Source organism: Leptospira vanthielii serovar Holland str. Waz Holland = ATCC 700522, assembly GCF_000332455.1.
GTDB lineage: Bacteria > Spirochaetota > Leptospiria > Leptospirales > Leptospiraceae > Leptospira_A > Leptospira_A vanthielii.
On record NZ_AOGY02000072.1, the window covers coordinates 59,423 to 82,138 of the forward strand.

Consider the following 22,716-nt stretch of genomic DNA (forward strand, 5'->3'; position numbering starts at 1 on the left):
CATTCTTTGTAAGCCCTATGCCAAACAGAAAACAATACATCACGAGTTTTTCCAACCCTAAGGTTAAGTGGGTAGCGGGCCTCAAAGAAAAAAGAAACCGCGACGAAGAAAAAAAATTCTTCATTGAAGGGTATCGGGAAATAAAAAAAGCCATTACAAGTAACCCGAGCTCACCTATCCCTTGTTTGCCTGTCAATATCACAAGTTTGTTTATCTCACCCGAATGTTTTCTCGGCGAAAACGAAGAACTATTGATCCAATCAGTCCATTGTCCGATATTCGAACTTCCCCGTAAAATTTTTGAAAAAATTTCTTATAGGGATAGGCCAGATGGGCTCATCGCTGTGGCAGAAACCCCGGATGCCACAGTCCCTTGGGAAAAAATAAAATCTTTAGAAACAAACCCCGTCCTTATCATTGAAGGTGTGGAAAAACCAGGAAACCTCGGGACCATTTTACGTACCGCAGAAGGTGCTGGGGTTGGTCTTGTGATTGTCACCGATCCGAGAATTGACCTTTTTAATCCTAACGTAGTTCGTGCAAGCACCGGCACGATATTTACTTTACCAGTTTATATTGGAGAATTAAAAGAAGTCCTTACCAATTTTCAAACGCAAGGATACAAACGTTATGCGGTCACACCCGAAGGAAAATCACTTTATACTTCTATCAATATGAAAGAAAAATCCGTATTTCTTTTTGGAAGTGAGCAGTACGGACTAAGTCTCGGAGCCAAAGAATTATCCGACGACACTCTTTACCTACCAATGTTAGGTGAAGCTGATTCATTAAATCTAGCCATGTCTTGCGGAATTGTTTTATACGAATCCATCCGACAAAGAAACAAATGAAGATCTATTTTTACATCTCAGGCCATGGGTTTGGGCACATCAGTCGCTCAGGAAATATCATTAAACACCTGCTAAATGCCGAGTTTATTGAAGAAATTCATCTAATCAGCACAAGGATACCATTTTTAAATTTCACCCATCCCAAACTAAAAATGCGAAATCTTAAACTGGATGTAGGGGTTTCGCAAAAAAACTCTCTTTCGATTGATTTACAAACTACAAAGGAAGAACTCCAAGATTTTGAAAAAAAACAAAGTCCGACTCCTAAAAGAAGAATCAGAATACTGCAAAAAAAATAATATCTCACTCATCCTAACCGATAGTTCTTCTTTTCCCATCACCATTGCTTTAGAAACAGGAATCCAAAGTATTTTTCTCGGTAACTTCACTTGGGATTTTATTTATAGAAACTATGCCAAAGATGATTCCTATTTCGGGAACTTAAGTGACCAATTGCAGGTTGAATATGGGTTTGCAACAGAAGCACTCATTTTACCTTTTTCTTGTCCCATGCCCACATTTCTGGAACAAACTAACATTGGTCTTGTGGGCAGAAAACCAACCCTTTCGAAAGAATTGGCCAGACAAAAATTTGGGTTTAAAGATGATACTACCTACATTCTTTTATCCTTTGGTGCTTACGGTTTAGAAGGAACCCAATTACAAACAAAAAATCTCACCCCTTCCATTCAATTAATTGCTTACGGAGTTCCAGGAATCCAAACAGATGGAATCCTTGTGCCAGAAGTTTCTCATTATCCCGATCTTGTGGCAGCAGCAGATTATGTTTGCACAAAGCCGGGATACGGAATTTTAGCTGAATGTTATTATGCAAAAACTCCTATTCTTTATACCGATCGCGGTGATTTTGCAGAATATCTTTATTTGGTAAATGCACTCGATCTTTACTTTCGTTCGGCTTATATTGACCTTACCCGAATAATTTCTTGTCAATTTGAGGAAGTGCTGACTCTAATTAATACAATCGACTCGATGACTCCCAAGTTAGAAATAAAAACGGATGGAGAGGAAGATGTCGTTTCTCACTTATTAGAATACAATTAAATGCCAGGCCCAGACTCCTATACAGATAGAATCCTCCAAGATTTAGAAGCCAACGAAAATGGTTACTTCCAAATCGAAAACTCCTCAGGCAAAGCTGTATTAAAAATCACAAAACCTGGCCCTAAAGGAAAAAAAGTCGATTATAAAGATGTACTCGCACGTGTCCAACTCTTTGGTGTTGAAGGATATAACACAGAACAAATCAAAAAAGCTGTTGCCTTAGCGGAAAACAAACCTGTAGAAATTGGAACCTGGTCCAAAGGGGATCCAGTAAACTCTTATGCGGACATTACCATCTCCGAAGATTATATGGAAGCCAAAATGGTTCTCCATCCTCCCAAACATGGGGGAGCGCTCCTCAGCGAATACCAGTTACGTGAACAGATTGCATCAGTTGGAATCTCTGTTGGTATCCTTGATTTGGTCATTCAAAGCCAAGTCAAAAATCCCGATTTTTTTGTTCCTTATACAATCGCAAAAGGTTATCAACCTGTTCCTGGTAAGGATGGAGAAATTAAAATTTACTTTAGGTCAGACAACAAACCCCAGTTAGAAGAAGACGAACATGGACGTATCGACTATAAAAATATTGGGGTCATCCAATCAGTTAAACCAGAGGATTTGATTGCCGAAAGAATCCCTCCCAAAAAAGGAGAATTCGGAAAAACCGTCAATGGATCCATGATCCCTTACCAAGAAGAGAAAACAGTCGACTGGAATCTGGGACCAAATGTGGAACTGAGAGGGGACAAACTGTACGCTAAAATCGCAGGCCGACCGGTTTTATCGGCAGCATGGGAAATCAAAGTGGATGAAGTGATCCAACTGGAAGCCGTTGATTATTCCACGGGAAATATTGATTTTCCTGGAACCATTATTGTCGAAGAAAAAATTGGAGATGGTTTTTCTTTAACCACAAGTGGCAGTATCATCATTCGCAATTCTGTCGGTAAAGCTTTTCTCAAAGCCAAAGGGGATATTGTTTTGTCAGGTGGGTTTATGGGAAGGGGCGAAGGTTATATCGAATCAGAAGGAAACATCTACGCCAAATTTGTAGAACAGGGAAAACTTACTGCGCAAGGAAGTATCTTTGTAGAGGAAGCAGTCATGCATTCCGAACTTTCTGCCAAAGATTTTATTCGAGTTGCCGGAGGCCGAGGTGAAGTTATTGGAGGAACTGTCATAGCAGGAAACTCCCTCACGTGTGTCAAACTCGGCGCCGTTGTGGAAACCAAAACCAAAGTGGCGATTGGAACTCCACCTGAGTTACTTGATGAACTCAATCGGATGAAAAAGGAAATCGCAGACAAAGAAATCACCCTTCACAAAGTCCAACTGACACTCACAAAACTTGTAGAGAAAAGTCAGAAAAAAGACCTGACACTTGAAGAAAAAGAAACCATCACCAAACTAAAAGATGCAAACGAAAAATTCACAAAAGTTTTAGAAGCACAAACCAAACAATTCGAAACTGCGCTTGGCTCCTACGAGCCAAACCCAGAAGCCTTTGTGGATGTAGAAAGAGAAGTATTTCCCGGTGTAGACCTAAGTTTTGGTGCCGGAAAAAATTACCGCATGGGAATCAATTCCCTGGTTGGAAAAACTCATTTTTATTTAGGAACTGACGGTAACATTCAAACCGACAGAACCGTTATCAGGAAGGAAGACTAATACGAATTTATTCTTCGTTTAGTATCCCCTCTTCCTCATCTTTTGAAATTTTCTTTTCAGGTTTAAGATCTGCATCAACAGAGTTTGTTACCTCTGGGATGATCGTTTTCTTTCTTTTCTCAAATTTCAATTTTGTCAAATCGGCTTTATCGAAAACTAACCAATGTTTATTGCGAAATCCAGAAACTTTTTTAAAGGAAAAACCTGGGCTTTGCAGAATGTATGTGGACTGAGGGAAATGTTCAAAAGGAATGTCTGGGATATTGGACCAGTCAAAATAATTTCCTTGTTCATCATAAGAAATTTCTTTTTGGAGTTCCCCAAAAAGAATTTCTATCGAGGTTTCAGTTGACCAGATATAAAAACCCGTCCTAGAATAATGAGATACCACGGATCGAACCGGGTTGTATTTAGAAATAACAAGGAGTAGTTGGTCTGGTTTTAATTTTTGTAAACCGTCTACAAGATCCAATGCAAACTCTTTGATTTCCTTTTCTTCGAAAATATATCGGTTTACATCGCCATAAGAACTTTCTTCACGAAAACGAATGTTCCCAAGTAAATCTAAAACCTTTTCTTCTGTGATTTCCACCGGATGGGCGAATGTCTTTGAAACAGCAGTCTCTGACTTTAAGCTGATTTTATCTCGAGCAACTGTGTAGATGGCAAACTCGTTACTGCGGAAAAGTAAAGATCTAGACTTAACACCTGAAGCACAGGAATTCAAAGTGATTGAAAGAATTAAGAGAGAGAAAATTCGATAGAGTTTCATTACGCTTATGCCTCTAGAGTTTTTTGAAACTCCGGAAATTTAGAAAGGTATTCATCCAACGTCAAAATGGAAAGGATATGATTGAGTCCAGAAAGACGAAATACAGAGTTTAGGTTTTTATTCAAATTGGTTACGAAAATCTCTACGCCACGATTGTGAAGGGCAGAAGATGCTTTAATCACAGCTCCGATTCCACTCGAGTCGAGAAATTTTACAGAATGGAAATCCATTGTCAATTTTCCGAAATTCTGACTTTCAATCGCCTTCTCAAATTCTTGGTAAAACTCTCTCGAGTTTTCCATCAGGACATCCCTTTGGATCGATAGAAGCAGGTGATTTTCCTGACGGTGGCTTAGAATCAACATAGTTGGATTAACAATACGTTACGATTCTCTGGATTTGTGTCAAGAAAATCGGCTTTATGAAAGAGGGGACAAATCCGCTAGATTCATCTCTAAATCGTGGGGAAAGCCTTCTTTATCATTATAAACAACAATGGCTTTGTCTGATTGGATTTCTTTGATTTCCACAGTGGAACCGGTAAAAATAAAAATACCTTTGTTTAGGAATGTTGGTTTTGTCAATTTTGCCTTATCGCCTGGCTTCATTCCCCATCCTCTGTTTTTAGATAGAGGTCCTTACCCGCCTTTTTCATGACATCAAAGATGTACATCTGGCTGTGATCCACTCGGGTTCCAATGTCATAAATGGCATCGGTAAAATCAGCACCTTCAATTTTGGCAGAAGCGAGTTTGGCAAAACGTAAGTCAGCACCACGAAAATTGGCATTTCTCAGATCGGCTCCATTAAAAAACGAAGCCTTTAAGTTAGCACCTTGGAAGTTGGCTCCCACAAAACTAGAATTTTGAAGGAAGGCATTGTGAAGGTCCGCACCGCTAAAATCGACTCCGTCCAACTTTTCTTTTTCCAACATAACACTGGATAACTTGGCTTCCCGAAGGTGGCCTTGGTTGTGAAGGATTTCCATGGTTTGGGATTTTGTGATTCGGTTTTCTTTGGGAACACCCTGTCCAGATTCATAATCTTCGACAGCTTTTTTGAGAGCAGCAACAGCGGATTCTGGGTAGTTCTTTCTTCTTTCAGGAAACTCAAACAGAGTTTCTAAAGTTTCAGGAGTGAGGTTTTTCAGTTCTAAAAGGGATTTACCTTTAGCGTATTCGGTGGCCATAGCAAGAGCTACAATTCCAAACCCGCAGCCAGTTGTGGTATAACTTGCGTCTTCCACAACAGACTCGTCGTTTAACTTTAAGTAAATGCGATAACCGTCCCCGCAACCTGTGTTGCGGTAGTAGGAAACGACGGTAGCGTCGTCCATCTCACGGTAATTCATCCTTTGGTCGTTGATTTCTTTGTAGCGAGCAAAGTCCATTACTGCCATGAGTGTTCCCCCTGTTTATGATTAGACAGACGCGAGCAAGTGCTCTTACTTCATTTTGTATTTTTTCTTGAATTTGTCTACGCGGCCTGTCGTATCCAATAGTTTGGATTTTCCAGTGAAAAACGGGTGGCAGTTGGAACAAATTTCCACACTGATATCCCCGGCAGTAGATCTAGTTTCGATCACAGTACCGCAAGCACATTTGATTTTAGCAGCAACGTATTTTGGATGTATGTCAGTTTTCATGGTGGCCCTTTTAGTTCGTATTCATGCTGGCGAGGAATTGGTCGTTGGTCTTCGCACCGCGCATTTTTTCAATCAATAGTTCCATACTTTCGGTGATACTCATGGGAGAAAGTACTTTTCGGAGGATAAAGACTCGAGTGAGGGTATCCTGCGGAAGTAGGAGTTCCTCTTTTCTTGTTCCCGAGCGATTGATGTCAATTGCAGGGAAAATCCGTTTGTCAGCGAGTTTTCGGTCTAGATGGATTTCCATATTTCCCGTTCCCTTAAATTCCTCAAAAATCACCTCGTCCATTCGGGAACCTGTGTCAATGAGGGCCGTAGCGATGATAGTGAGTGACCCACCTTCTTCAATGTTTCTTGCGGCTCCAAAAAAACGTTTTGGTTTGTGAAGAGCGTTGGAATCCACACCCCCAGAAAGGATCTTTCCGGAAGTAGGAACCACTTGGTTGTAAGCCCGGGCAAGCCTTGTGATGGAATCGAGTAAGATGACCACATCCTTTCCATGTTCCACCAGTCGTTTTGCTTTTTCGATGACCATCTCTGCTACTTGGACGTGGCGTTGTGCTGGTTCATCAAAAGTGGAACTTACCACTTCACCCTTCACATGGCGAGCCATGTCCGTTACTTCTTCGGGGCGTTCATCAATAAGTAAAACAATGAGAAAAATTTCTGGGTGGTTTCTTGTAATTGCATTGGCGATGGATTGCATAAGAACCGTTTTACCAGTTCTAGGTGGCGCTACAATGAGAGCTCTTTGTCCCTTTCCAATCGGACACATAAGGTCAATGATACGAGTGTCCAAATGACTTGGATCAAACCCCATATTGATTCTTTCATCAGGATAGAGAGGAGTTAAGTTATCAAATAAGTTTCTTTTCTGCGCGACTTCTACCGGAAAACCATTGATGGACTCCACACGAAGCATAGCAAAAAATCTTTCTGCTTCTTTAGGTGGTCGGATAAGTCCTGTTACTGTATCACCAGTGCGAAGACCAAAGAGTTTGATTTGAGAAGGAGATACATAAATATCATCTGGACCTGGCACATAATTGTAGTCAGGTGACCTTAGGAAACCATAACCATCGGGAAGTCTTTCCATAACTCCTGCTGCATGCACTTGACCGTCTTTTTCGGTCTGTGCTTGAAGAAGAGCAAACATCAGGTTTTGTTTTTTTAATCCATGAGTGTTTTCCACTCCCAAACCTTTGGCAAGGTCAGCAAGTTCATTGATGTTTTTTTTCTTTAGTTCTACTAAATCAAGTGGAGGAGGAATGGGACCTTCGTATCGGCCCTTTTTCTTCTTAAATTGTTTCGGTGGTTCGGAACCATCTTCTTGGTCCATGATACCGTTTGTATATTCGGTTTGGTCTTCGGGGGGATTAACTTGAATTTCGTCTTGTTTGCGTGATGCCATAGATTGTTCTACATTGATTGTTAGAGTATTTGATTAAATTTGGGAAACCATTTGTGCAAGTTAAGTATGCAAGGGAAACAGCGAAGTGCGGAGGTGTTTTCTCAAACGGTAAGGAAAAAATCGTTTTTCCCTCATTTTCGTCAACGTCTTTTTTTTGTCTTTTTTCTCGCTGGACTTTGATTTTTATTCTGTTTCTTCGCCGGGCCTTGCGATTTCAAAGATTTTACCGGTTTTTTGAGGGTTTTGGCCTTGGAAGAAGGAATCGGTTTGGCTTTCTCTGTTGTTTTTTTGGGTTTCGGTTCCGGTTTTTCCGAGCGTTTTCTAGGGATGACTGTTTTCACTTTGGTTTCATTGCGAAAACGTTCCGAGAGTTTTAGAAACCGAATTCTATTTTGTAAGGTAGTTCTCGGGACCCCAAGTTCCGTTGCCGTATGGGAGATATTGTTTGAATTTCTTTTAAGCGACTTATGGATGTAATGCGCTTCCATTTCTTCTAAAACTGATTCCAAAGGAAGTTTGGAACGAAACGCTTCGTCTAAATTCGGAAATTCAGACTGTCCATTTCCTAATGAATTGGTAAAAGAAGAGGGAGAAAAATGGTATAAAAACCCAAATACTTTTTTTTCCTTTTTCAAAGTTACAATCCGAAGTGTAACCCTAAGCTCTGTAATGTTTGTATACAAAACACTAGTGTCAGCATCCTTACCCAAACTCATATCGTGGTCTTTTAAATAAGTGGCTAGAACTTCTCTGTTGAGATTGTGAAGGTATTTTTCCGCTAATTGAAGCGAATCACGAAACAAAGGTTTTGTGAGGATTTGATTCTCGAAAGTTTCGTTATAAAAAACAGTAGATCCAGTGACATCTGTCGCAATGAGTCCATCTGGGAAATGAGAGAGAATAAGCTCCATAAACCACTGAACAGAATCAGCGTTTTCTTTTTTTCTTTCCAGTTTAGATTCAATTTCTTCTAGTTTGGGATCACGAATATGCGAAGAATCTAATTTAGTAAAGGCGGCTAGAAACCTAGGTTTGTCCCAATTATCTTTTTTTTCTCCATCAAGTCCGATGACTGGGATCTGGGTAGATTCTTTGAAAAATAAAAGCAGGTTTTCGTGGAGTTCTGTTTCGAGGATTTCCAAAGGAATTTCGTCCAGGTCTTCCCTTTCTCTTCCCAAATCGGACAACTCGCGGTGGACACGATCTTTGGAAAGTAGGCCTAATAACTCACCCTCCTCCGAAATCACAGGAAGGTGGGTGGCCCTTGTCAGCAGAAAATGACGATAGAGTGATTCGAACTTCACTAAGCAGTCATTCTTTCGAATTTGGTATCAGTGAAAATCGAAATTTTTAGTTTTCTTGAATCGTGTTTTGCTTTTGTTTATGAAGGCCCATCCAAATCGGTTGGACCCAAACAGAATCTGCGGTTTGGTATTCTTCGGGTATCTCTACTTTTTGGGACCGTAAAGACATAAGACTGTAAACTAGCGAACGTTTGTATGTGTGGAGCGAAAGTTGGTAATTCCCGGACAAAAAGTATTCTTTTGCATGGTCTTTTTCGCTTTTTGCCATCACAAGATACCTTTGGATTTTTTCTTTGGTATCCCATTCCAAAGGTTTGGCACCTGACTTATCTTCTCCTTCGAGAAGAATCCATTGTCCCATGGCTTTTTGGTAAAGCCCGTTTGCTGATTCTTCCATGGGAAAACAGAGTTTACGCTGAGTGACAAGAAGGTCCCCTTCGGCAATGGAAAGAGTTTTTTCAATTTCCAGTCGGTTGCCAGCGCGGTAGGTTTCCTCTACTTGTGTGCGAATGGCTTCAATCGAAGTTTTTCCAATTTCTGGTTCCAACTTCAATTGTTCTTTGATATCAAGAACCAGTGTTATTTTTCCATCGATTTGTTTTTTACGTTCTCTGTAAGACATTGTGGTTTTGGCCACAAGTGTGAGTGAAAAAACAAAGATGGTAACACCGGTAATCCACTTCATATTATTTTTTCTTTTCTTCTGGGTAGATGGCTTTTCCATTTTCATCAAACTTAGGAGTGGGAGGAACTGATTCACGTCTCGCACCTTCTGTCTCTTTGATTTGAGCATTGGCTTCCATTAACAAATCTAATTTTTTGGAAGTGATAAGACCATAGTTGTCATCATGTTGTTCCAAAAGATCCAAAGGTTTTGCATCAGGATTTCCTGGAGGGACAATTGTTCTTTCCATTCGTTTGTTTTCAATGAAGTTGATGAGAGTATCTCTCACCTTCTCGTAGTTACGTTGCTTTTCTTCGTTACGAGCATCTTTCAAATCTTCATTAGAACGATATTGGTATTCTGGTTTGTCCTCATCTGGTGTTTTGCTATAAATCATCGCAAGGATAGCAAAACGTTTGGCGCGACGCAAATTAAGAATCCCTTCTTTATAAAGAGTCAGTTTATATCGGTATTGATGTGGGCTGGAATTAAGACCTGTAGTGTAAAGATCTTCGGAAGAACGTAAGTCACGAAAACCTAAACGTAACAATGCTTTGGCGTTGTTGTCATTGGAACGAATGATGGTGGGTGCAGCGGCTTCAAGAAGTGCTCTTGCATCTTCAATGTATTTTTGAAGAACGATTTCAAAGATACTTTTCAGTTCCCCTTGGGCTTGTCGGAGTTGGCGAAATCCATACACATAGTTACTTTGTAAGTACCACATGTTCCCGCTAAAGTCAGATTGGTTGGCTGCTTTGAGAAGTTTAAAATAATCAAAGTCCAAATTCTTTTTGGCAGGATCTTGGGTCGGAGTTTCGGCTCCGGGTTGCGTTGACGTTTGTGCCTCTTCTTGGGAAGGAGCCAAATTGCTCAGAGCAATATTGATAAAATTTAAGTTTTCTTTGTTTTCAAAGATTAAAATCCCCAGATTCGTTTGTTCTGGAGATACTGCGCTGATATGTGAGATGTGACCCACGACCATTGCAAAAAAGAGGATGAATTTCCATTTTCCCATAGCTCTACCTTGTTTTATATATCGGAGCTACAGGAAAAACCAGGACTAAATTTTACATTTTTTGGATTCGTTCTATGGCAGAAATGACATCTTCCCGCTTTCCAAAGGCAGAAAGTCGAAAATATCCCTCGCCTGCCGGGCCAAATCCCGAACCAGGGGTTCCCACCACTTGCGCTGTTCCCAAAAGTTCGTCAAAAAAATCCCAAGATTTGAGACCTCTTGGAGTTTTTAGCCAAATGTAAGGAGCGTTCATTCCCCCAAATACAGTGTAACCTGCCTTTACCAATCCTTCTCGGATGAGTTTCGCATTCTCCATATAGTAGGAAATTTGTTCTTTAATCTCTAATTGGCCTTGAGTGGAAAAAACTGCCTCAGCTCCTTTTTGTGTTACATACGACACTCCATTGAACTTGGTGGTATGGCGGCGGTTCCAGAGAGAATTGAAACTAATCTCTTCTCCCCCTTTTGTTTTTCCTTTTAAGTCTTTGGGAATCACAAGATAAGCGCAGCGTGTTCCGGTAAATCCTGCCGTTTTGGAAAAGGATCTAAATTCCATAGCCACTTCTTTGGCCCCAGGAATTTCATAAATGGATTTGGGAATTTCTGGATCTTGGATAAAGGATTCATAAGCCGAATCGTATAAAATGATACTACCGATTTTTTTAGCAAAGTTGACCCATTCCGTCAGACGTGCCTTAGTTGCGACCATCCCGGTCGGGTTATTCGGATAACAGAGGTAAATGATGTCTGGTTTTTCTTTTGGAAAATCCGGCTCAAAATTGTTTTCTTCTGTGGCAGGCATATAAATGATGTTCGCATATCGCCCGTCAGGTCCTACTTCTCCCGTACGACCTGCCATCACATTGGTATCCACATACACAGGGTATACGGGATCCACTACGGCAATTTTACTATCTAAAGAAAAGATCTCTTGGATGTTTCCACAGTCGCATTTAGAACCGTCAGAAACAAATACTTCATCTTCCGCAATTTGGACCCCACGCGCTGTGTAGTCGTGAGCGATGATTTTTTGGATGAGAAAGGAATATCCTTGTTCTGGACCATACCCGTGAAAACCCCCAGCACTTCCCATTTCTTTGGCTGCATCTACCATAGCATTCACAATCGTAGGTGCCAAAGGCAGAGTGACATCTCCAATCCCAAGACGGATGATTTTAGCATTTTGGTTGGCATCGGAATAGGCTTTGACCCTTCTTCCAATTTCAGGAAACAAATATCCTGCTTTTAATTTTAAATAGTTTTCATTTATCTGAGTCATCTTCTTCTTTATTTTCCTCTATGAGTTTTCTCGATCTAAATCCTTCATGATAACCGTGTTCGTATAACACATCTTCTTCGCCCCAGGTCCAACAATAGAACCCAGTCCCGTGGTCAAAATCAACGAGCCACAATCCTTTGACATCGATATGCATGGCCAAAATTTCATTCGTCCAATGTTTTACAATTTCACCGATTTCTTCTTCTTTGGCTTCTAAAACATTTTCCGGTAGTAATTTGTTGCGCACATCATCAGCAAGAACGCTAGCCCTTAAATAGTATTCTCTTGTGATGTCTCGCACAAGTGGTAGGACTTCTCTTGCTTCGCTGAGTGTCCAAATCTTTTTAGTCAAAATCCACTCCAAGACTCAGACATAGTAAGGCCATTCTAACGACTACCCCATACTTCGCCTGACGGAAGTAAGCTGCATTGGGAAGGTCATCTACATCTGTAGAGAGTTCATTCACACGAGGGAGTGGATGGAGAATGGTTGTATCTTTTTTAGAAGCAAGGACAAGTTCCTTATTCACTTTATAAATATCTTTTAGTTTTTCGTATTCTCTGTGATCAGGAAATCTTTCTTCTTGGATTCTTGTGACATAGGCAACATCGGCATCCCAGAAGGCTTTGATGTCTGTCGTTTCTTCCCAAGTCATAGGAAAACCTTCTAAGTTCTTTTTGTACTTTTCGGGAAGCCGCAATTCTTCGGGACTGATGAGATACAAATGCACTGGGTAATGACGCAGTAGATTGATAAGAGAGTGGATGGTTCTTCCGTATTTCAAGTCGCCAATAAAGGCGATGTTTAGGCCATCGATCTTTCTTTTTTCGGATACGATGGTATATAAATCGAGAAGTGCTTGGGTGGGGTGTTGGCCTGCCCCGTCTCCTGCGTTGATCACAGGGATGTTCACGGCCCCTGCGGCAATCCGTGAGGATCCTTCTACTGGGTGGCGGATGACAGCAATGTCACAATAGGCTTCGATCATCTTCATCGTATCATACAAGGTTTCCCCCTTAGAGATCGAGGAAAACTGGAAACCCACGGTAGAGATCAGCCTTCCCCCTAGCCTTTCCATGGCCGCTTCAAAACTCATTCTCGTCCGGGTGCTGGCTTCAAAAAACAAAGAGGCCAGGAGTTTCCCATGTAGAATTCCAAAGGCTTTACCTGATTCATGCAGGGCATTCATACGGTTTGTTTTTTCAATTAGGTAATTGAGGTCGTCTTTGGAAAATTGGAGGGTGTCTAAAATGTTTTTGTGAGAATAAGAGTGCATAAGTCCGAAATCTTTTCTCTAGGGTTTTTGGTATCGAATAAATCGAAAACATATTTTTTGGTATTTATGGTCGAGACAATTCAGAACAAACTCCGCGATATGGAACTGGTCACCCAACACCTGGTCCAACCTGACGATTTGAACTACCATAACAATCTTTTTGGGGGGAAAATGCTCTCCTGGATCGATGAAGGGATGGCAATGTACGTGATGAATAAAATTCGTTATACCAATATTGTGACGATGAGTATGGACAATGTGGTTTTTCGCTCGCCTGCCAGGGCCGGAGACATCATCCAAATCTACGGAAAAATCGTAAAATACGGAAAATCTTCTGTCACTTCCCGGACTTTGGCGATTACCAACAACCCGCAAACGGGAAAAATGTCTGCAGTGATCGAAAGTGATATCACCTATGTTTGTTTAGGTGACAATGGAAAACCGACCGCTTACTTTCGGAACTTTACCCCAACCACTTAGGATAGAGAGTTTGATCGATTCCGATTAAATTGAATATCCTTCCCGCAATAAAGTCCCCAAGGTCGTCCAAAGTTTTTGGCATTTGGTAGAACCCGGGGGATGCAGGAAGAATGATGGCCCCCGCCTCGTCCAATGCCAAAAGATTTTTTAGATGGATGCGGTTGTAAGGAGTCTCTCTCGGAACTACAATGAGCCTTCTTCTCTCTTTCAAAGAAACATCGGCAGCTCTTTCAATTAAGTTCTCTGTAAGGCCTTGGGACATCGAAGCCACAGTCTTCATACTACAAGGAACCACAACCATTGCATCCCAACGGTTGGACCCACTGGCAATATCGGAGCCTATATCAAAAAAATTACGCACATGAAATTTATGTTTGGGTTTGGTTTTCCATTTGGTTTCCACAAAAGATAGGATGTCTTCTGCGGACTCCACTTTGATTTCATACTCTTCTGAAAAAATGCGAAGTGCTGCGGGACTTGCGGTAATATAAGTTTCGCCTTCTACTTCAGACAAAGCACGAAGAAATCTTGCGGCATAAATACTACCACTGGCTCCCGCAAGACCCACCACTAGTTTCATTAGAAACTAATTCCGGAAGAGACTTTGAGTAAAAATTCGTTCCATTTATCAAAAAGAATCGCGAGGAACAAAACTACACTGATCCAAGAATTGATTTGGTAAAAAACCATCGGCAAGTCTTTGGATTTGTACTGATAAGAAATTTTATGTTCATACAAAACTAAAACTCCAATCACAGATAAAATCAGAAAATACATCACCCCAAGACCTGCACTGCTTCCGGCAAAGATAAAAAATACAAAAGAAAGGATATGTAAAACCACCGCCACAGCACGAGATTTGGTTTCTCCGAGGCGAGAGGGAATGCTATGCAGATTTTCTTTGACATCAAAGTCCATATCTTGGATGGCATATAACACATCGAAGGCGGAAATGTGAAAAAGAAGTCCCAGAGAAAATAAAATAGGAACTAAGTTGATGGTTTCTGTGATGGCAATCCAAGCTCCGAGGGGAGCAAGAGAAATGGCAAATCCCAAAACCAGATGACAAAAAAGAGTAAAACGTTTGGTGAGCGAATAGAGAAATAAAACAAAGAGAGCCGGGAAAGAAAGTAGGAATGCCAGTTTGTTTACAAAGAAACTCGCAAAGATAAAAATAAAGGAGGACAATCCAATAAAAAGAAGGGCTGAGAGTTTGGAAATTTTTCCCGAAGGAATTTCTCGGTTTTGGGTGCGTGGGTTTTTTTCATCAATTTCTGAATCCACATAACGATTGAACCCCATGGCGGCACTGCGAGCACTCACCATACAAACTAGCACAAGGGCCGCAATCCGAAGTAAGTCTCCCGTATCCAAAGTGGATTCCAAATAGGCGAGGAGGAAACTGATCCCAGCGAAGGGCAAGGCAAAGAGTGTGTGGGAAAATTTTACCATTTTAGCGTAGAGAATTAGGTTTTTAAAGAAGTTCATGGCATCCTTTCTGCCCATAGTTTAGACAGAGAAAAGGTTTTTTGGTTCATTCAGATTCGATTTCTTCCGTTCTTAGAACCAAGGTCTTAATTTATGAATATCCGTCTTTCATTTCTTGGTAGATTCCCCGTATCCTTCGTTACATTCGGGATTTTTATTCTTACCACACTCAGCTCTAGCGTGAGTGCCCACCCCAGTTTGGAAGACCGACCGTTACGAATTTTTTTCCATTGTGGAAAGGAACTCTTCACACGAATGGATGAGGAAGGTCGTGGGGGCCTCAGTGCTCTCCTTGGATTTGTGGAACGAGAAAAAATGGATTTGGATTTAAAACGGGGAAAAGGGTACATGTTGTATCCTTTTCAACCCAAAGACAAACCCTTGGAATTTCCTTTTGATGGATTTACGCTGGGAAAACCCAAAGAGATGAACCATGGCCCTGTGAAACTTGGTTTAGGCTCCATCCAAGAACTTATCGATGTCAAAAATATTGAGGATTATGATGGTTGGATTGTTTATGCAGGGGCCGATGAGCAAACAAAGATTCCCCTCCTTCCTTGGCAAAACCACCCGGAGCTTCCCCTTTTCCTTCTTGTGGAAGGAAACGCACAGGCGCGGTTTCGTTACCTGTCCAATGTCCACCAAATCGAATGTCCTAAAGATTATGGAAGGCTTGGAACTTTAAACCTATTCTTTCGAAAACGAAATCTGATTCGATTGGATTATAAATTAGAATCCATTAACTTAACTGACCGCAATCGATCTTGGAAACAAAAAAAGGAATCAGAATCAGAGGAAGGACTGGATAAACCTACTCCGAAAACGAAGGACATAGGGAAGAAAGAGGACAAGTCGAACAAAATGTCCGGCGTGCCTGGCAGTTCTTACGACCGAGAAATATTAGGTACAGAGATAGGTTTCGGCAAATCTCCTTAGGAGTGATTTTCAGCATCTCCCGTTCAATTTGTACGGGGTCCGTTTTTTGGGTAAAACCCAATCGTTTGGTAAGACGTTTCACATGGGTATCCACTACAAAACCTTCTACCACTCCATAAATTTCGGCAAGCACTACGTTCGCGGTTTTTCTTCCAAACCCAGGGAGTTTGATGGCCTCCTCCATTGTATTAGGAATGGTTCCACCATATTCATTTAAAACCATACGCGCAAAACCTTGGATGCTTTTGGCTTTGTTTTTATAAAACCCGGTGGAAAAGATTTTTTTCTCTATTGAGGTGAGTGGGGCGTTAGCAAAAGATTCGAGTGTGGGAAAACTACGAAAAAGTTCAGGTGTGACTGTATTCACACGTTCGTCCGTACACTGTGCACTGAGAATGACCGCAATGGCCAATTCATAAGGTTTGGAAAAATGAAGGGGGGTTTCTACTTCACCGAACTCCGCCGCTAAGAGACGGTAGACTTCGGTGATTTTAGGTGTTTTTTTGGATCGTTTCAATCCACAAGCAAACTAAAAAATTTAAGCTGCTGGCGTTGGTTGTGCTTTGGGAGTGATGCCAACGTATTTTTTAGGAGTGATGGCTGTGATATCGCCGCCGTGGTCTTTAATTGCCACTTTCAAACCTTTTTTACGAAGAGTTCGCAAAGCACGTGTAGAAATCTTAACGCGAACCCAACGGTTCTCGTCTTCCAAAAAGATTTTCTTTGTGATCACATTCACCTTCCAGATACGGCGATTCTTTTTATGAGAATGGGCTACGTTGTTCCCTGCCGTTGTTCCTTTTCCGGTTACTACACATGTTCTAGCCATAATTATTACCTTGTTTCGCTATGTTTTTGTACCCTCAGAATGGGTCAATTCGAAACGAATCTTTTCCTGAAAGAATCGAAGGGCATCTACAGGTGTGTCAGCAAATCCAAACAACTGCAGGTCCTCTTCTGAAATCAGACGCATCTCGGCTAGTTTTTTGAAATTAATCACTTGGGTCCAAAATTCTGTCCCATACAATAGGATGGGAATTTTGGATTTTTTTCCCGTCTGGACAAGGGTTAAGGTTTCGAAGAGTTCATCGAAGGTCCCAAACCCACCAGGAAAGGCAACCATCCCCCGACAAGTTTTCATAAACCAAAGTTTTCTCATAAAGAAATAATGAAACTCGAAAGTGAGCTCTGGATCTACATAGGGATTCACATGTTGTTCGTGAGGGAGAACAATATTGAGAGCTACTGATTTGGACCCGGCTTCTCTAGCACCACGGTTTCCGGCTTCCATAATTCCCGGCCCCCCCCCAGTGCAAATATTCAAATTTCTAGAAGGATTTTCTTGTTTCAAAGTAAAAGCCCACTCGGAAATCAATCGTGAAAACTCAGATGCCTCCTGATAGTAATGACCCAAAGTTTCGAGAGGGGAAGTTGGATTCTGTTTGGGTGATTCAGGTGAGGGGATTCTTGCAGATCCGAAGACCACAATGGTGTCTGTGATTCCATGGGTTTGGAATTCGGATTTAGGGTGGAGGTATTCGGAAAGGATACGGATGGGGCCGGCTTCATTCCCCCATAAAAAACTTTGATTCTCAAAGGCTAAATCATTCATCTTGTTATCATAGATCGACCGAATGGTATAAAAAATGCGGAAATTCCCAAAAACACTCCCCGTCTCTATTTCTTTAGAACATCTCCCAATGACTGAGACCGATTTAAAACAAATTTGTTTAGATTGGGAAGTGCTGGGGTTTCCTTTCTTTCGTCCCGCCGTGGTTATGGATTGGAAAACAGAAACTTTGCCTTTGGGTAAATCTAGATTGGACCTAGATTTAATCCTAAAATTGCGGTTTTGGCAAAGTTTAAGTGATTGGATCTTACCGGAATGGTATTCTAGAAAAAAAGCAGAGCAACTAACAGAAATATTGCGGAATCAAATTTTTTCAAAAGATCGGGAAAACAAACCAAACTCACTCTCTGGGCTATGGAAGCGTTTTTGGAACACTCCCCTTTCCCTAATTTGGCTAGATTTAGGATTCACTAAGCTACGAATGGATTTAGATTTAGAACAGGATTTCTTTTCGAATGCAATTCCTCTTTCTTTTGATGGCGAAAAGAAACTCTACTTCCGCACAGGGTATCTAAAAGCCATCCACTACCGATTGACTAAAAAAGAATTTAAAGCGCCCTATCCAAAGTTTGCGGAACTTTACATCAAAACCAGAGACAAACATAAAGATGAAAGTTTAGGTGGGGTTTATTATAGTTTTATCGGATATTTACTGGAAAAAAAGAGCGACGAATACCTGTTATCTTACTGGGGATTTCCATCTAAACTAGCAAATTACATACGGAACCAAGTTCCAGAAGAAATCTGGAACTTTACGAACTTAACAAAAACACTCCTATGGAAAGAAAAAAATCTTTTGGGAAAGGAATTAGAATTTAGGACTGTCTACCAGGTTTCCACTTCTTCGCCAAATCATCCAAGATGATAAAACGAGAGTTTTTACCAATGACAACCTCATTGATTTTTTTATCTTGTAATGCTCGGTAAACAGAGGTTCGGCTAGTGTTTTTCTTTTCAGCGAAATACTTGATCTCCAATAGATTTTTACTGATTTGTTTGCATGTATTCACTAGTGCATCTGACATTGTTGAACTAACCTCTCTCATGTTAGACAGTCTGTTCGTTAAAGAGATAACAATTTTTTAAAAACGATCCAAACGAATGGAAAATTCTATCTGTTTTTCTGTCTTAGGTGCTATCGTTTTAGGATTACCACCAGGGAAGTGTAAAAAATTCCCTGTTCCCGTCATAGGTTCAATCGCTATAGATCTTCGATCTTGTGGAGTATATACTTGATAAAACTCACCACCTTGGATGATGAGTTTTTCTTTTTTATTCATAGAAAAAAGCCCAATATAGGAATTTTGTCCATGGATGGCCGAGTAAAGATCATCTAAATTTTTGCCCATCAGTGTTTCTTCAGAACTAAGTACAACATCTTCTGTGTGAATCTTTTCAGGAAGTAGATAATCCCCTAACTTCACTTTATGAAACCCAGAACCAAATAAAAAAAGATCATCGATGGATTCATCTTCATTCCAACGAAAGTAAGGATGGATTCCGAGTGCAAAAGGAAATTCTGAATCCGATTCATTAGCCAAACGATAAATAATTTTTAACTCTGATGGATAAAGAAGGTAACATTCTTTCACTTGAATTTGGGATAACAAAGTCCCTTTCCAAATAGAAGGGATTTCCATTTCGAATTCAGCGTAAGATTCTTTGTCACCGATTTCTTCTTTTACCAAATGCCTGGGAAGGTTATGGTAGAGGCCATGTAAGGGAATTCCATTCCCATCAGTGAGCCAATGGGTGCTGGGATAAAAAGGATCTCTGGCCCAAGGATTGGGTTCCAGACGGTTCACCCAGGGGAACATAAAAAATGACCCAGAAGCAAAAAAAGGATCTGGGGCCTTGTGTCCAGAAACGACGGATATGGATTTTCCGTCCACTGGCGAAAGGAGATGTAAACCGAGCCATTGGCCACCACCGGTGGGGTGGGTTTCAAAACAAGACTGTTTTGTTTTCAGTTGGTACAAGATTTATCTCCCAAAAATGATTGAAGTCACAGTTTGCCATCTTAGAAAGGTTTGTATGCCTTCAAGAAAGCCTTTTCTTTTCGTTTGTATCGTTCTTCTTTCGGTTCTTTTTGCCGAATCTTGTGTCATTGGGAACAGTCTGAACTTGTTACCACAAAGTGGCAAGGCTGATTTCGAAGAGAAACTCATTGCCGGAAGGGATCAAGAAAAAATCGTTATCATCTCCATTGAGGGTATGATTTCTGATGATTCCAAAGAAACCTTTTTTGGTACTTCCACGGAATCCATGGTCGCTCGGATCAAAGAATCTCTGAAATATGCAGAACGAGATCCAGATGTAAAGGGTGTGATTCTAAAAATCAACTCACCTGGTGGAACGGTGACAGCAAGTGACATTATCTACCAAGAAGTTCTCAAATTTAAAAACAGAAAGTCCATTCCTGTGTTTGCAGGATTTATGGATACCGCAGCGAGTGGAGCCTACTATATCGCAATGGCAACAGATGCCATTGGCGCCCACCCAACAACTGTTACAGGTTCTGTTGGTGTCATCATGTCTGGGATCAATGTAAAAGAAGGTTTGGATAAAATTGGAGTGAAGGATCAGTCCTTTACCTCTGGCCCAAACAAAGCTCTTGGTTCTCCTACAACAGAGATGACTGCGGAACAAAGAAAAATCCTTCAGTCCATCATTGATAGTTTGTATGGTCGTTTTTTTGAGATCGTAAAAAAAGGAAGACCGAATGTAGGAGAGACTCGCCTCAAAGAAATTTGTGACGGAAGGATCTTTACTGCAGAACAGGCTAAAAAAGAAGGGATGATTGATTTCATCGGCTACTTTGATGACTTTGTTTACCAAATGATGCAACATCCAAAATTCCAAGGGAATCGTGCTGGAAATCCACGTGTCATCACTTACCAAAGAGGAAAAGGTCGAGTAGATAATATTTACCAAGCAACAGAAGGAAACAAAAATCCTTTTTCATTAGGAATTGCTGATAAAATTTTAGGAACAGGAACCAATGCTAAATTTCTTTATCTTTGGGATCTATAATTTTTAAGGCCAACTAATCAATGTTATTTAATTCTATTCCCTATTTATTACTTTTTGCGTTTACATATTTAATTTACTGGAATATCCCACAAAAAGGAAGAAAACCATTACTAGTTGTCTCTTCCTTAATTTTCTATGCTTATTTCAGTTTTCCTTTTTTGTTTCACTTCCTACTTGTCATTTTAGTCAACTATGGGTTTAGCGAATGGATCTTTCGTAAAAAAGACAAAGGGGAAAAATACAACCATTTACTGTTTAGTATTGTTGCATTAAACCTAATCAATTTAGGTTTTTTCAAATACTTCTACTTCATTACAGGTTCCCTATTTTCTTTGACTGGTTATCCAGCTTTCAAAGAAATTTCTGGAACTTGGAGTATCTTTTTACCATTAGCCATCAGTTTTTATACCTTTCAAATCATTGCGGTGCAGGTGGACATCCATAGAGGAATCATTGAAAAAAGAATGTCCGCCGTGGATTATTTTTTATTCATACTTTTTTTCCCACAATTGATTGCCGGTCCCATCATGCGTTCCCAGGATTTCCTTCCGCAACTAGACCATCCCACAATCGATTCCGACCGAATGAAAAAAGGTCTATTTCTCATCATCGGTGGTCTTTTTAAAAAAGTAATTATTGCTGAAAACATTGCACCGATTATCTCCCCCATCTATATGGATCCGTCCAAATTCGATAGTTTTTCGATATTTTTTAGTGTTCTTGCATTCGCCGTACAAGTGTATTGCGACTTTTCTGGATACACTGATATGGCACGTGGTTCGGCAAACCTACTTGGGTATGAGATTCCCGAAAACTTCCAAGGTCCATTTTTTTCACAATCGTTTCGAGAACTATGGTCTAGATGGCATATCACACTTTCTTCTTGGTTACGTGATTATATCTATATCCCACTGGGAGGAAGTAAAGGTTCTATTTTTCGTTCCAATCTAAACTCTTTCATCACAATGTGTCTTGGGGGACTTTGGCATGGTGCCAATTGGGCTTTTGTGTTATGGGGGGCCTATCTGGGTGCTTTGATATGGATTGAAAGATCGTTGTATCTGGGTCGGGGGAAAAAGAAGCTCCTTTCGGACTCCATTCCCTTTGTTGGAATTTTTCGCACGATAGTCATCTTTATCGCGTTTTCTTTTTCCGGTGTTTTTTTCCGAGCCGCAGCAAGAGGTGAGGAATCGATGAATGTAGCCTTCGAGATCTTTAAAGGTGTTTTGACATTCCGTAATACCGGGGAGACGTTAAGCCGAGTGGATGAGTTACCTACCTTTATTGCTTTGGGTTTGATGTTCAACTGGTTCCAACACTCTAACTTTGTTTACGAAAAACTAAAACCTTACCAAAATATCCTCCTTCCGTTTCTGTCCGTAGTCATCCTGTTGTTACTAGGAATCTTTGGAGATGGTGGACAAGATTTTATCTACTTCCAGTTTTAAATCCGCACTTCTCAGAAGTAGGGACAATTATAAAAGATCGGAAAGAATGATTCCCATTCTTTCCCTTTGTCTCCTACTCTTAAGTTTACAATGTACTCCCAAAGTGGAATGGATTCGATCCCTTCCTGTGGATGCTGCAAGGGATCATCAAATCACCCTTGGATTCTATTCAAGACCTGCTGAAAAAAAATCGGCTTTTGGATCTAAACAATTCCAACTGTATTGGAAGGAAGAAATTCATTTACAATCTAACTCCAAATTCACAAAAATCTGGATCGAGTGGAAAGTATATGAAGACCATTCTGAATTCCACCATAAAGTAGGATTGGGTAACTTTGAAAAGTCTGGGGATTGGGTTCTGTTGCAAACAAACATAATCACGGAATCAAAATGTATTTCCTTTGAAAAAACAAAAACCATTCCACATGGCAAAGATTGGTCAAAGTTGTTTCCTTGTTCCACACCAATCTCGCCAAACAACCGTTCGATAGACCATCGATTGTTGTATTATTATGATGGAAAATCTCTTTACCCATTGCAGTATGAATCGGGATACACGGAAGCTAACTTTGGAATTGCTTGGGAATCAGACCTTCCCTACACTAAATCGAGTTTGTTTGAAATTGCTAAATTAAAGTATGGAAAAAAAGAATTCCAACCCCACGTGTACAACCACGTGAAGTTGGATTGATTCGAAGACGAATCAAAAAAGGGTAACCATCTCTAGAAAGAATCATTACATAT

Annotated in this window: 28 protein-coding genes; 9 read left to right on the top strand and 19 right to left on the bottom strand. The window is 40.6% G+C overall.

The genetic code is table 11. The annotated features are described in order from the left end of the window. Positions 1–17: 17 nt before the first annotated feature. From LEP1GSC199_RS18010 to LEP1GSC199_RS18020, 4 genes are read left to right on the top strand one after another with little or no spacing between them, the layout of a single operon-like run. Positions 18–851 carry a TrmH family RNA methyltransferase gene (locus tag LEP1GSC199_RS18010; RefSeq protein WP_002989276.1) on the top strand — a complete coding sequence of 278 codons (834 nt, stop codon included), beginning with the start codon at positions 18–20 and terminating at the stop codon, positions 849–851. Continuing rightward, positions 848–1,150 (top strand): hypothetical protein, encoded by a 303-nt coding sequence (locus LEP1GSC199_RS21945; RefSeq protein ID WP_232420835.1) that lies wholly within the window; start codon positions 848–850, stop codon positions 1,148–1,150. Before LEP1GSC199_RS18010 ends, LEP1GSC199_RS21945 begins: the two co-directional genes overlap by 4 nt. Then, positions 1,092–1,916 (top strand): hypothetical protein, encoded by an 825-nt coding sequence (locus LEP1GSC199_RS18015; protein WP_002989149.1) that lies wholly within the window; start codon positions 1,092–1,094, stop codon positions 1,914–1,916. Before LEP1GSC199_RS21945 ends, LEP1GSC199_RS18015 begins: the two co-directional genes overlap by 59 nt. Next, entirely contained in the window at positions 1,917–3,587 is a 1,671-nt protein-coding gene (locus LEP1GSC199_RS18020; protein WP_002989425.1) for a DUF342 domain-containing protein, read from the top strand. A gap of 7 nt (positions 3,588–3,594) precedes the next feature. Here the strand turns inward: LEP1GSC199_RS18020 and LEP1GSC199_RS18025 are convergent, their stop codons facing one another. The 12 genes from LEP1GSC199_RS18025 to pyrB all read right to left on the bottom strand — a co-directional run bounded on the left by LEP1GSC199_RS18025 (position 3,595) and on the right by pyrB (position 12,957). Further along, positions 3,595–4,359, bottom strand: coding sequence for an LA_1326/LA_4305 family lipoprotein (locus LEP1GSC199_RS18025; protein WP_002989152.1), 765 nt, complete (start codon positions 4,357–4,359; stop codon positions 3,595–3,597). Between the two features lie 5 nt (positions 4,360–4,364). Further along, entirely contained in the window at positions 4,365–4,661 is a 297-nt protein-coding gene (locus LEP1GSC199_RS18030; protein WP_051122362.1) for an STAS domain-containing protein, read from the bottom strand. Positions 4,662–4,778: 117 nt separating this feature from the next. After that, positions 4,779–4,967: a hypothetical protein gene (locus tag LEP1GSC199_RS18035; RefSeq protein ID WP_002989445.1), complete on the bottom strand. Its 189-nt coding sequence runs from the start codon at positions 4,965–4,967 to the stop codon at positions 4,779–4,781. After that, the gene (locus LEP1GSC199_RS18040) at positions 4,964–5,758 is read right to left on the bottom strand and encodes a pentapeptide repeat-containing protein (protein ID WP_002989481.1); all 795 of its coding nucleotides are present in this window, start codon (positions 5,756–5,758) and stop codon (positions 4,964–4,966) included. Before LEP1GSC199_RS18040 ends, LEP1GSC199_RS18035 begins: the two co-directional genes overlap by 4 nt. Before the next feature lie 45 nt (positions 5,759–5,803). After that, a complete protein-coding gene (rpmE, locus tag LEP1GSC199_RS18045) occupies positions 5,804–6,004 on the bottom strand; it encodes a 50S ribosomal protein L31 (protein ID WP_002989271.1) in 201 nt (66 codons plus the stop codon). A 10-nt stretch (positions 6,005–6,014) separates the two neighbouring features. Then, a complete protein-coding gene (gene rho / locus LEP1GSC199_RS18050; protein WP_002989599.1) occupies positions 6,015–7,418 on the bottom strand; it encodes a transcription termination factor Rho in 1,404 nt (467 codons plus the stop codon). A 140-nt stretch (positions 7,419–7,558) separates the two neighbouring features. Then, on the bottom strand, positions 7,559–8,722 hold the full coding sequence (locus tag LEP1GSC199_RS18055; RefSeq protein WP_002989359.1) for a helix-turn-helix domain-containing protein: 1,164 nt from the start codon (positions 8,720–8,722) through the stop codon (positions 7,559–7,561). 46 nt (positions 8,723–8,768) lie between these two features. Continuing rightward, entirely contained in the window at positions 8,769–9,407 is a 639-nt protein-coding gene (locus LEP1GSC199_RS18060; protein WP_002989332.1) for a hypothetical protein, read from the bottom strand. A gap of 1 nt (position 9,408) precedes the next feature. Next, positions 9,409–10,401 (bottom strand): adhesin OmpL37 family surface protein, encoded by a 993-nt coding sequence (locus LEP1GSC199_RS18065; protein WP_002989430.1) that lies wholly within the window; start codon positions 10,399–10,401, stop codon positions 9,409–9,411. 52 nt (positions 10,402–10,453) lie between these two features. After that, complete coding sequence (locus LEP1GSC199_RS18070; RefSeq protein ID WP_002989657.1) at positions 10,454–11,680, bottom strand: LL-diaminopimelate aminotransferase; 1,227 nt, start codon at positions 11,678–11,680, stop codon at positions 10,454–10,456. Next, on the bottom strand, positions 11,664–12,032 hold the full coding sequence (locus LEP1GSC199_RS18075) for a DUF2203 domain-containing protein (protein WP_002989300.1): 369 nt from the start codon (positions 12,030–12,032) through the stop codon (positions 11,664–11,666). The genes LEP1GSC199_RS18070 and LEP1GSC199_RS18075 overlap by 17 nt, the downstream gene beginning before the upstream one ends. Beyond that, positions 12,025–12,957 carry an aspartate carbamoyltransferase gene (gene pyrB, locus LEP1GSC199_RS18080; protein WP_002989650.1) on the bottom strand — a complete coding sequence of 311 codons (933 nt, stop codon included), beginning with the start codon at positions 12,955–12,957 and terminating at the stop codon, positions 12,025–12,027. The genes LEP1GSC199_RS18075 and pyrB overlap by 8 nt, the downstream gene beginning before the upstream one ends. Positions 12,958–13,023: 66 nt before the next feature. Here pyrB and LEP1GSC199_RS18085 point away from each other — a divergent pair, with 66 nt between their 5' ends. Continuing rightward, a complete protein-coding gene (locus LEP1GSC199_RS18085) occupies positions 13,024–13,437 on the top strand; it encodes an acyl-CoA thioesterase (protein ID WP_039927407.1) in 414 nt (137 codons plus the stop codon). Here the strand turns inward: LEP1GSC199_RS18085 and LEP1GSC199_RS18090 are convergent. The 5 genes from LEP1GSC199_RS18090 to LEP1GSC199_RS18110 form a co-directional block, all read right to left on the bottom strand. Beyond that, the gene (locus LEP1GSC199_RS18090) at positions 13,421–14,017 is read right to left on the bottom strand and encodes a UbiX family flavin prenyltransferase (protein WP_002989221.1); all 597 of its coding nucleotides are present in this window, start codon (positions 14,015–14,017) and stop codon (positions 13,421–13,423) included. The two genes, LEP1GSC199_RS18085 and LEP1GSC199_RS18090, sit on opposite strands and share 17 nt — an antisense overlap. Then, positions 14,017–14,925 carry a UbiA-like polyprenyltransferase gene (locus LEP1GSC199_RS18095; protein WP_039927409.1) on the bottom strand — a complete coding sequence of 303 codons (909 nt, stop codon included), beginning with the start codon at positions 14,923–14,925 and terminating at the stop codon, positions 14,017–14,019. Before LEP1GSC199_RS18095 ends, LEP1GSC199_RS18090 begins: the two co-directional genes overlap by 1 nt. Before the next feature lie 811 nt (positions 14,926–15,736). Beyond that, entirely contained in the window at positions 15,737–16,378 is a 642-nt protein-coding gene (locus tag LEP1GSC199_RS21050) for an endonuclease III domain-containing protein (protein WP_083901975.1), read from the bottom strand. Positions 16,379–16,399: 21 nt separating this feature from the next. After that, complete coding sequence (rpmB, locus tag LEP1GSC199_RS18105; RefSeq protein WP_002989629.1) at positions 16,400–16,690, bottom strand: 50S ribosomal protein L28; 291 nt, start codon at positions 16,688–16,690, stop codon at positions 16,400–16,402. 18 nt (positions 16,691–16,708) lie between these two features. Next, a complete protein-coding gene (locus tag LEP1GSC199_RS18110; protein ID WP_002989213.1) occupies positions 16,709–17,473 on the bottom strand; it encodes an LOG family protein in 765 nt (254 codons plus the stop codon). Between the two features lie 34 nt (positions 17,474–17,507). Between LEP1GSC199_RS18110 and LEP1GSC199_RS18115 the strand changes: the two genes are divergently transcribed. Further along, entirely contained in the window at positions 17,508–18,356 is an 849-nt protein-coding gene (locus LEP1GSC199_RS18115) for a hypothetical protein (protein ID WP_002989644.1), read from the top strand. Here the strand turns inward: LEP1GSC199_RS18115 and LEP1GSC199_RS21055 are convergent. Beyond that, positions 18,307–18,516 carry a hypothetical protein gene (locus LEP1GSC199_RS21055; RefSeq protein ID WP_002973090.1) on the bottom strand — a complete coding sequence of 70 codons (210 nt, stop codon included), beginning with the start codon at positions 18,514–18,516 and terminating at the stop codon, positions 18,307–18,309. The two genes, LEP1GSC199_RS18115 and LEP1GSC199_RS21055, sit on opposite strands and share 50 nt — an antisense overlap. A gap of 57 nt (positions 18,517–18,573) precedes the next feature. Further along, on the bottom strand, positions 18,574–19,470 hold the full coding sequence (locus LEP1GSC199_RS18120; protein WP_002989478.1) for an aldose 1-epimerase: 897 nt from the start codon (positions 19,468–19,470) through the stop codon (positions 18,574–18,576). A 55-nt stretch (positions 19,471–19,525) separates the two neighbouring features. Between LEP1GSC199_RS18120 and sppA the strand changes: the two genes are divergently transcribed. The 3 genes from sppA to LEP1GSC199_RS18135 are packed head-to-tail and all read left to right on the top strand — an operon-like array spanning position 19,526 to position 22,663. Beyond that, positions 19,526–20,524 (top strand): signal peptide peptidase SppA, encoded by a 999-nt coding sequence (gene sppA, locus LEP1GSC199_RS18125; protein ID WP_002989372.1) that lies wholly within the window; start codon positions 19,526–19,528, stop codon positions 20,522–20,524. A 20-nt stretch (positions 20,525–20,544) separates the two neighbouring features. Further along, complete coding sequence (locus LEP1GSC199_RS18130; RefSeq protein ID WP_002989623.1) at positions 20,545–21,972, top strand: MBOAT family O-acyltransferase; 1,428 nt, start codon at positions 20,545–20,547, stop codon at positions 21,970–21,972. Next, the gene (locus tag LEP1GSC199_RS18135) at positions 21,938–22,663 is read left to right on the top strand and encodes a hypothetical protein (RefSeq protein ID WP_198288803.1); all 726 of its coding nucleotides are present in this window, start codon (positions 21,938–21,940) and stop codon (positions 22,661–22,663) included. The genes LEP1GSC199_RS18130 and LEP1GSC199_RS18135 overlap by 35 nt, the downstream gene beginning before the upstream one ends. Positions 22,664–22,716: the final 53 nt, after the last annotated feature.